The organism is Micromonospora sp. NPDC005553, assembly GCF_042871765.1.
Taxonomy (GTDB): Bacteria; Actinomycetota; Actinomycetes; order Mycobacteriales; family Micromonosporaceae; genus Micromonospora.
In genome coordinates, this window is sequence record NZ_JBIAJD010000004.1 from 196,514 (window position 1) to 203,843 (window position 7,330).

The following is a 7,330-nucleotide window of genomic DNA, read 5'->3' on the forward strand; positions in this document are numbered from 1 at the left end:
TCGATGTACGCCATCGGCGTCAACCCCTGGGTGTGGGCCTCGCCGGTCGACGACAAGGCCCTGGCCGAGCTGATCCCGCGGATCGCGTCGTTCGGCTTCGACGCGGTCGAGTTGCCGATCGAGCAGCCCGGTGACTGGGATCCGGTCCGCACCCGGGACCTGCTGGCCGAGCACGGTCTCGTCGCCGCCGGCGTCTGCGCGGTCACCCCGCCCGGACGGGACCTGGTGGACGCCGCGCCAGCGGTCGTCGAGTCGACGGTGGCGTACCTGATGAATTGTGTGGAGAACGCGGCGGCCGTCGGCGCTGGATGCGTCGGCGGCCCCGTGTACGCCTCGGTCGGCCGCACCTGGCGGATGTCGCCAACGGCCCGCGCGGCCTGCTACGCGGATTTCCGGCGGGCCCTGGCACCGGTGGCCGAGCAGGCCGGTGAGTGGGGCGTGAGCATCGGTGTCGAGGCGTTGAACCGCTACGAGACGAGCGTCGTCAACACGATCGAGCAGACGATCGAATTGATCGACGGGCTACCGCCGAACGTCGGCATCATGATCGATACCTACCACATGAACATCGAGGAGGCCGACCCCTACGCGGCCCTCGCCGTCGCCGGCCGGCACATCAAGCACGTCCAGGTCAGCGGCACCAACCGGGGCGCTCCGGGTGCCGACCACTTCGACTGGCCCCGGTTCTTCACCGTCCTGCGGGACACCGGTTACCAGGGCTCGATCTGCATCGAGTCGTTCACCGCGGAGAACGAAACCATTGCCACCGCCGCGGCGATCTGGCGTCCGTTGGCCCCCTCGCAGGACCGTCTCGCCACGGACGGCCTGCGCTATCTCCGGGAGATCCTCGGATAACTGCCCGACCCGTCACCCCCGCGCTGGTCGAGGCCGCTCCGCCACCCCCACCCCGTTCTCATGTCAGGAGCACCGTCCCATGTCCTCGTCCCCTTCGTCGCTGCGCCGACTGCTGGCCGGCGCCGCCGCGACAGCGGTGACCGCGCTGGTCGCGGTAACCGCCTCGGCGTCCCCGGCCTCCGCGGCCACCACCACCCTCTACGCGTCGCCCTCCGGCACCGGCACCGCGTGTTCCGCCAGCCAACCGTGTTCGCTGACCGCCGCCCAGACCGCGGTACGGGCGATCAACAGCGCGATGTCCGGTGACATCGTCGTGGAGTTGGCCAACGGCGCGTACCGGCTCTCGTCGCCGCTGCGGTTCACCGCGGCCGACTCGGGCAACAACGGCTATCAGGTGATCTGGCGGGCGGCCTCCGGCGCGCGTCCGACGATCACCGGTGCCCGGGCGGTCACCGGCTGGTCGCTCGTCGACTCGGGAAAGAACATCTGGCGGGCCAACGTCGGCGCCGGGCTCGACTCCCGTCAGCTCTACGTCAACGGGGCCGTCGCCACCCGGGCACGCACCGCCGTGAACCGCTCCGACTTCACCTTCACCACGTCCGGCATGCGGTTCACCAACAGTGCGCTGAACTACCTGAACAACCTCGGCAACCAGAACCGGGTCGAGGTGGAGAGCGTCGGCTCGTTCACCGACCGGTACTCGCCGGTGCAGAGCATCAGCGGAAACTTCCTGACGATGCAGCAGCCGGCGTGGAACAACAACACCTTCGGGTTCGACACGCTGTCCCGTCCCCACCGGGCAGGCCCGTTCTACCTGGCCAACGCGTACGAGTTCCTGGACTCGGCGGGGGAGTGGTATCTCAACCCGAGTAACGGCCAGCTCAACTACATCCCGCTCAGCGGACAGAACATGAGCTCGGTCAGCGTGGAGCTGCCGCAGTTGCAGTCCCTGGTGAACGTCGGCGGCACCTACGACGCGCCCGCGCACCACATCTCGTTCAGCGGGATCACCTTCACCGGCACCAGCTGGCTCGGCCCGAGCAGCAGCAACGGCTTCGCCGACCAGCAGACCGGCGCGCACATCGTCGGTTCCTGGGCCCGCCCGTCGGACGCGCTGACCTCCTGCCAGGAGGGTTGCCAGCTGTTCGAGGCCACCCGCCCGAGCTGGGCGCAGATGCCGGCCGCGGTGCAGGTCTCCGCCGCCAACACCATCAGCTTCAGTGACTCCCAGTTCGTCAACCTCGGGCAGACGGCCATCGGCATCGGCAACGACGCCAACGCCCACGCCAGCGGCGTCGGCCTGGGGGCCAACAACATCACCGTCACCCGCTCCGAGATCGCCCGCAACTCCGCCGGTGGCGTCGTGGTCGGCGGCGTACGCGCCGACGCCCACCACCCCAGTGACCAGCGGATGGTCAACCGCAACGTCACCATCAGCAACAACAAGGTGCACGATCTCGGTCTGGAGTACCGGGGCGTCGTCTCGATCCTGACGACCTACGTGAACACCTCGCTGGTCTCGCACAACGAGGTGTACAACATGCCGTACACCGGCCTGTCGGTCGGCTACGGCTGGGGCGCCAACGACGCCGGCGGCAGCCAGCACTACGCGAACCGTGGCCTGTACAACTACCAGCCGCGTTACTCCACGGCGACCACCGCTGCCAACAACCAGGTCATCGGCAACTACGTGCACGACGTCATGCAGCAGATGACCGACGGCGGGTGCATCTACTCGCTGTCGGCGAACCCGGGCGGATTGATCGCCGAGAACTACTGCCTGCGGACCAACGGCTGGTTCGGGCTCTACTTCGACGAGGGCTCGCGCTACTACACCGCCCGTAACAACGTGTTCTCCTCCACCGGCACCTGGGCGACCGCCAACTACTACTACGCCGAGAACATGGGCAACTTCACGGTCACCAACAACTGGTCGACCAGCAGCGGCACGAACGTGACGAACGGTGACCGCGGCAACGTCGTCAACGGCAACGTCACGGTCAGCAACGGCAACTGGCCGTCGGGCGCGCAGACCGTGATCAACACGGCCGGCGTGCAGAGCGGTGGCAGCACCAACCCGACGAACGTGCAGATCGTGGGCGCCCAGTCGGGCCGCTGTGCCGAGATCGGCAACTCCAGCACGACCAACGGCACGCAGGCTCAGATCTGGGACTGCATCAGTAACGTCGCCAACCAGCGGTGGACGCATACCGCCAGCCGGCAGCTCATGGTCTACGGCACCAAGTGCCTGGACGCCTCCGGCCAGGGCACCGTCAACGGCACGAAGGTGGTGATCTGGGACTGCAACGGTGGTGTCAACCAGCAGTGGAACGTCAACGCCAACGGCACGATCACGGGAGTCCAGTCGGGTCTCTGCCTGGACGCCAACGCAGCCGCGACGGCGAACGGCACGAAGCTGATCCTCTGGGCCTGCTCCGGCGGCACCAACCAGCAGTGGCAGCTGCGCAGCTGATCCAGTAGCACGACACCGACAGGTCCGGGCCGGGGCGAGACGCCTCGGCCCGGATCTGTCCGGTTACCGCTCTTCTACAACGGTCAGCCCGGTGGAGGAGCCGTAGCGGACCGGGATGGGATCGGTGAGTTCCCCGACGAATGTTCCGTCGACGTGGTCGAGGAAACCGATGAGGGACCAGTCGTCGGCGGGTCCGGGGACCAGCCGTGGTGCGTACAGGTGCGGGTGGGTGAACGGCTGGGCGGACGCGATGTCCCACGGCCCGAGGGTGGTCTCGCCGGGTGCCACCCAGATCCGGTGGTCGTCGCGCCGGGCGCTGCCGGTGGCGTCGGTGGAGAAGAGCAGCAGCGGCTGCCCGTCGAGCACCGCGACCTGGGGCACCTCCAGGTGACCGAAGCCGGCCGGAGTCGACAGCGGCGGCGCGACGGTCCAGGTGACGAGGTCGGTGGAGGTGGCGTGGCCGACGACGCCACGGGTGTTCGCCGGACCGGTGTTGGCGCGGGCGGTGATCAGCATGTGCCAACCCTCGCCGTCGGGGTCGGGGAAGACCCAGGGGTCACGCCACGCCTGCTCGTACCACAGCTCCTTGTCCAGCAGCTCGTACCAGGTGGGGTCGGCCTGGACGATCGGCTCGGTGCCGTGCCGGTGCCACGTCATGAGGTCCTCGGAGACGGCCAGTCCGATGCGTTGGACGAGCCCGTCCTCGGCGCGACCGACGCCGGTGTAGAACAGGTACCACCGTCCGTCCGGCCCGCGGACCGTGCAGCCCGTCCAGGTCGCCAGGTCGTCCCAGCCGGGTGCGTCGGAGGGGACCACGGCGTCGGCGACCAGGCGCCACGAGCGCAGGTCCGCCGAGACGGCGTGGCCGATGGTGGCCCGGCGGTGGCGGCGGTGCGGGTCGTGCAGGGCGCGGGACGCGCGCAGGAAGAACACGTGCCAGAGGCCGTTGTCGTCCCGCGCGTACCAGCTGTCCCACACCCAGTGGTCGGGTAGACGAAGCATGGTCGGAAACCTAGCACTAAACCGTTTTAGCGTCGGTCAGGGCCAGATCGTTGGTACGGATCGGAGGGCCGTTGCTCAGCCGGCCGGAGGCGCGAGGGACCGGCGTCGACGCAGGGGCATCGGCACCAGTGAGGGCTCGACGGCACCCCCGTCCAGGAGCAGTTCGACCGCTCGACGTCCCATCTGTTCGTGCGGCAGCGCAGTGGTGGCCAGGCTCGGACGCAACCAGGCGGCGATCGGGTCGTCGTCGAACGAGATGACCGAGATGTCCTCCGGGACGGTCAGCCCCGCCTCGCCGAGTGCCTGGTACGCGCCGAAGGCCAGCCGGTCGTTCATGCAGATGATCGCGCTGGGTCGCTCCGGCTTGCTGAGCAGGCTACGCGTGGCCGCGTACCCGTGCTCGGGCAACCACTCGGTGCAGAAACACTCGGCCAGGAGGCCGACCTTCGCCTCGTCCAGCGTCTGCCGGATGCCGTGCAGGCGGGCGCGGGCGGCGAGCGAGACCTCGGGGTCGTCCTCCTTGAGCCGGTTGCGGCCGATCAGCGCGATCGCGTCGCGGTGGCCGAGCTCCAGCAGGGCGGTGGCGACGGAGCGCCCGGCCCCCTCGTCGTCGGGGACAACGCTGGGCAGGCCGTCGGGGCTGGTGGCGTTGAGCAGCACCACCGGACCGCCGAGGATGGCGGCGGGCACCGTCAGCCGTCTGGTCGCCATCGCCGCGTAGATAACCCCGTCGACCTGCCGGTCCAGGACGGCCTCGATGGCGTACTGCTCGAAGGTGGCGTCGCCCTGCGTCTCGGTGATGAGCAGGACGTGGTCCCGTTCGCGGGCCGCGTCGAGGGCGCCGCGGATGAGGTCGCCGGCGAACCGGGTGGTCGCCACGATGTCGGAGACGAACGCGATGGTGGCCGTCTTGCGGGTGCGCAGGCTGCGCGCGGCCAGGTTGGGTCGGTAGCCGAGTTCCTCGGCGGCGGCGAACACCCGCTGGTGCGCCTCGGCCGAGAGTCGGGTGCCCTCCCTGCCGTTGAGCACCATCGACGCGGCGGTCTTGGACAGCCCGGCCATCCGCGCGACGTCGGCGAGTGTTGCTCTGTTGCGGCCCATCAGTCCTCCGAATCAGGCGCGGTGCCACGGGCGCCGCTCCTGCCCATCATGCTGCGTCGCCGTCCGGAATCGAGCGCCGGTCACGTCGGGTGTGGTGTGAACCCGACGTTTCCGCACCGTTGCCAAGTTGTCCTTGACAGCTTCCCGTGCCGCGCGCATGCTCTGCTAAATCAGTTTAGCGACCACTTCTGGTGCATCCAGAGGCGCCTTCGGTGGCCGTGCCGGTTCCTTTTGTGCTGACGGTACGGGTGCCGCGCCCGCGCGACAGGTCACGACGTACGTGTCGTGGCCTCCGCCGGGTCGCGGTGGTCCCGGTGGAGCCGTCGCGTGGCCATGGGTCGCGCGACGCGTGGAGATGTCGAGGAGTCATGAAATGGCAGAATTGCTGACAAAGTTTTCGCGACGGAGAACTGTGCTCCTCGCCTCGCTGCTGGCCGTCGGGATGACCGCGACGGCCTGCAGCGCGCCGGGCGAGGACCGGTCGTCGACCCAGAAGTCCGACGCCGCCGTCAAGACGGAGCTGGGCGCCGACCCGATCACCCTGGAGATGTACGCGGAGACCGGCTTCCCGCTGGCCAAGGCGTTGGCCGACGAGTTCTCCAAGCAGCACTCGAACGTCAAGTTCAACGTCCGCGAGGACCAGTTCACGGTGATCGTGGAGAACGCGCCGCGGGTGATGGCGTCGGACAACTCGCCCGACATCATCCGGCTCCCGACCATGGTCGACCTGGTCAAGGACGACCTGCTCAAGAACCTCGACCCGTACTTCACCGCGTACGGCTGGGACAAGTTCCCCGCCTCGCAGCTCATGCAGCTGCGCGTCGGCGAGAACACCCGGGGCACCGGCTCGCTGTACGGGATGGGACTCGGCTACAGCGTCACCGGCGTCTTCTACAACAAGAAGCTGGCCACTCAGATCGGCATGACCCAGCCGCCGGCCACCGTCGCGGAGTTCGAGGAACTGCTGGCCAAGGCGAAGACCGGCGGGGTCCAGCCGATCATGCAGTTCAACAAGAACACCGCGGGCATCAACTTCCCGCACCAGGCGCTGCAGAACCAGTTCGGCGACCCGACCCAGGTCGCCGACTGGATCTTCCAGAAGCCGGGGGCCACGTTCGACACCCCGGCCGCCCTGAAGGCCACCCAGACCATTCAAAAGTGGGCCCAGGCCGGCTACTTCACCAAGGACGCCAACGCCCTGGACTATGCCGGCATGGTGGGGGAGTTCCAGAAGGGCAACGGCCTGTTCATGTTCAACGGCGACTGGGAGTCGGCCAACCTCGACAAGTCGATGCCCGGCAACGTGGGCTTCTTCCTCTTCCCCACCGAGTCCGCCGGTGGAAAGCACGTGGCGATGTCCGCCCCCAACACCTTCGGTGTCTCCGCCAAGGCCAAGAACCCGGACGCCGCCGCGTACTTCCTGAACTGGGTGCACACCAACGCCAAGGCCCGCGAGATCTCGGTGACCGTCGGCGGTTCCAGCCCCGGCGGCCCGAGTGACCTGCCGGTGCCGAGCGCCGCCCCGAACACCGTGCTGGCCGAGACCCTGAAGGCGTCACAGCAGCTCGGCGCGGAGAACGGCGCTGTGGACTTCACCGCGAACGCGACCGGCGGCATCTTCGCCGCCGCGATCACGCCGGAGATGCAGAAGCTGATCGCCGGTCAGCAGACGCCCGAGGGGTACGTGAAGGCGGTCCAGGCCGAGTACCAGAAGGAACTGTCCCGATGACGTCTGCCCTCGGCAGCGCACCAACCGGGCGCGACGATCGTCGCGCCCGCCCCACCCCCGCGGGGGGGCCCCCCCCCCCCGGGGGCGGCCCCCCCCCCCCCCGCCGGGGTGGTTTGTGTGCCCCCCCCCGGGTTTTTTGGGGGGGGGGGCGGCGCCCCGCCCCGCCGGCC

4 protein-coding genes and 1 pseudogene are annotated in these 7,330 nt (G+C 68.9%); 3 read left to right on the forward strand and 2 right to left on the reverse strand.

What is annotated here, in order from left to right; genetic code table 11:
* The first annotated feature begins 3 nt into the window (after positions 1-3).
* Both ACFYPG_RS18105 and ACFYPG_RS18110 read left to right on the forward strand, forming a co-directional pair.
* A complete protein-coding gene (locus tag ACFYPG_RS18105) occupies positions 4-855 on the forward strand; it encodes a sugar phosphate isomerase/epimerase family protein (RefSeq protein WP_355006921.1) in 852 nt (283 codons plus the stop codon).
* Between the two features lie 79 nt (positions 856-934).
* Complete coding sequence (locus ACFYPG_RS18110) at positions 935-3,328, forward strand: RICIN domain-containing protein (protein WP_355006920.1); 2,394 nt, start codon at positions 935-937, stop codon at positions 3,326-3,328.
* A gap of 63 nt (positions 3,329-3,391) precedes the next feature.
* On the opposite strand, the pseudogene ACFYPG_RS18115 reads toward ACFYPG_RS18110, so the two are convergent.
* Positions 3,392-4,351 (reverse strand): annotated as a pseudogene (locus ACFYPG_RS18115) (family 43 glycosylhydrolase); the annotation flags it as partial.
* A 54-nt stretch (positions 4,352-4,405) separates the two neighbouring features.
* A complete protein-coding gene (locus ACFYPG_RS18120; RefSeq protein WP_355006919.1) occupies positions 4,406-5,431 on the reverse strand; it encodes a LacI family DNA-binding transcriptional regulator in 1,026 nt (341 codons plus the stop codon).
* 412 nt (positions 5,432-5,843) lie between these two features.
* Between ACFYPG_RS18120 and ACFYPG_RS18125 the strand changes: the two genes are divergently transcribed.
* On the forward strand, positions 5,844-7,160 hold the full coding sequence (locus ACFYPG_RS18125; protein ID WP_357262146.1) for an extracellular solute-binding protein: 1,317 nt from the start codon (positions 5,844-5,846) through the stop codon (positions 7,158-7,160).
* Positions 7,161-7,330 lie beyond the last annotated feature (170 nt).